The organism is Psychrobacter sp. 1Y4, from assembly GCF_051847555.1.
In genome coordinates this window covers 1-940 of the sequence record NZ_JBPYDE010000234.1, presented here as the reverse complement: position 1 = coordinate 940, position 940 = coordinate 1, and the positions used below count along the sequence as shown (strand labels likewise).

Genomic DNA, 940 nt, shown 5'->3' with positions numbered 1-940 from the left:
CATCACGCCATGCGGGTATTGTATCCAGTAGACAGACCATGGGGCGTCAAATCAAATAAACTCTCTTTTAATAAGCTCATTTTTAAGAAAAAACGCCTGAATAAGAAAATGCCTTTATCCTACTTTATCAATCATCCGAATTTTGTTATTGATAGCAGTCATAGCTCTACTGAGATCGGCGTCTCACTCAATGTTACTCATGGATTTGTCGAGGCGGGTACGGTTGCTTACGTAGCCACACAGCTGGCTTTCTCACGCCATGCAGCGACCATTCATCTATACGGGATTGACTTACTCAATAGCGATCAGCCGCGATTTTACGAAAATAACCACAACCGCGCGCCAAGCACGCTGAGCAAAGTCATGAACGAGCGCATTGTGCCTTCTTTCAATTTATTGAGTAGGAGCTATAAGGCACATGGTGTCGCTGTGATCAATCACTCCCCTGTCTCCAAATCTCTATTTGAGGATCTTTAGTCACTCTTATCTGATAAATTCAACGCTACACCAAATTCTAAATATTGCTGCGCGATATGATTCGGTAAGAGCTGCTGATTTAGCTGCACTATGTAATTCGTCAGATTGTTTACTGCTTCATCGATGAGTATCGCCAATCCATCAATATCACCGACGGGTATCAAGTTTTTGACAGGTAACAACTCTCTTGGACCAAATGGACAATCGGTACTGATTACTGGTACGCCAAGTGCTTGCGCCTCTACGATGACATAGCCAAAACCCTCGAATTTGGAAGTCAGCACCATCAATGCCGCTGAGGCAATGATCGGATAAGGGTTGGTCTGAAAACCCAGAAACCTAACACAGTCACTAATATTAAGTTGAAACGCCAGCACTTTAATCTCTGCTTCAAGCTTGCCTTTACCGATCAATACTAATGGCAGCTTCCGCTCTGTTTTCGCATAGGCTTGTAGCAAGTCTC

The 940-nt window shown here is 43.7% G+C and carries 1 protein-coding gene and 1 pseudogene; one reads left to right on the top strand and one right to left on the bottom strand.

The genetic code is table 11. The features are described 5' to 3' along the window. A pseudogene (locus ACS8FC_RS15460) lies at nucleotides 1–477 on the top strand (hypothetical protein); the annotation flags it as partial. Here ACS8FC_RS15460 and ACS8FC_RS15455 read toward each other — a convergent pair. Further along, on the bottom strand, nucleotides 474–940 hold a 467-nt coding region (locus ACS8FC_RS15455; protein WP_439297424.1), incomplete at its 5' end, for a glycosyltransferase. The pseudogene ACS8FC_RS15460 and the gene ACS8FC_RS15455 overlap by 4 nt on opposite strands.